Source organism: Bacillus cereus group sp. BfR-BA-01430 (assembly GCF_022663115.1).
Lineage (GTDB): Bacteria > Bacillota > Bacilli > Bacillales > Bacillaceae_G > Bacillus_A > Bacillus_A cereus_BD.
The window spans coordinates 1-992 of record NZ_JAKUEW010000054.1 but is presented as its reverse complement, the minus strand read 5'-3'; the positions used below and the strand labels follow the sequence as shown (position 1 = coordinate 992).

Here is a 992-nt window from a genome sequence, read left to right as displayed (position 1 = left end):
TTCACTTTGCTGTTGCTGTGATGTATCCGATTCTGGAATAACTAATTTTAAGCGAGATGTAATCGTTAATCCTAAGTCGCTAGCTGATGAACGGCATTCATTAAATAAAAGATTCTTACTTCTTTGCATTTGAGAATACAATTTAAAATCATCTGAAGGCTTTGTTTTTCTTAGTAGGCGAACTATTTTTATATACTGGTCTTTAGAATCAACATACCTCGCTAAACTATCTACATCTAAGTTGCTAAAAATTTTCAATCTAATTAATTCAGTGGCTAATGCATCGAATTCTCTTTTTTGTGCTGCGGTCAAATAAGAAGGAGCTTCAATTTTATCAGTATGTCCCCGCAATGCTTCTTCTTGTTTTTCCCGTCTATTTTTCTCGCTTTTTGTAATGTGATTTGATCTACCTTTTCCCTGTATGACAGAGAGTGGTTGTTTATTTCTTCCAGCCATGATTACACCTCCTTAAAAAATATTCAAAAACGGATTTTTCTGCGAAGTTGAGGGGGCGGCGGTACGGGCAGGCTGCCCTGAAAGTTTTTTGACCCGCCCCTACCCGTACTTCTTTTTGTCTTTTGCTGTTTTTCTGTTGTGACATGGATTACAAAGTGATTGTAAATTATCAAGAACAAGTTTCAAACTTGGATCAACTTTAATAGGTATGATGTGGTCAACCATATCTGCCACTTTAATCTTTTTATTCTTTTTGCAATGCTGACACAACCCTTTGTCTCTCATTAGTGCCTGCTCTCTTAACCGTTCCCATGCCTTTGATTTATAGAAAGCTGTACTCTCTTTGTCACGTTTGTATCGATCATAGTATCGATTCTTTTCTTGCTGTGTTTTCTTTTCTTTGTATCTATGTTCCTCACAATATCTTTCACGCGTGAGGTTCTGGCAGTGAAATTCACAGCATGGTCGAAGTGGTTTCCTCAACTCTCCTCACCTCACCCCTTATCCCTAAACGCAACACGTTTGCGTTTATCTTT

2 protein-coding genes are annotated in these 992 nt (G+C 37.6%); both read right to left on the bottom strand.

Going from position 1 to position 992, the window contains the following annotated elements:
* On the bottom strand, nucleotides 1-456 hold a 456-nt coding region (locus MR058_RS22840; RefSeq protein ID WP_242145938.1), incomplete at its 3' end, for a phage terminase small subunit P27 family.
* A 99-nt stretch (nucleotides 457-555) separates the two neighbouring features.
* Nucleotides 556-939, bottom strand: coding sequence for an HNH endonuclease (locus MR058_RS22835; RefSeq protein WP_012095042.1), 384 nt, complete (start codon nucleotides 937-939; stop codon nucleotides 556-558).
* Nucleotides 940-992 lie beyond the last annotated feature (53 nt).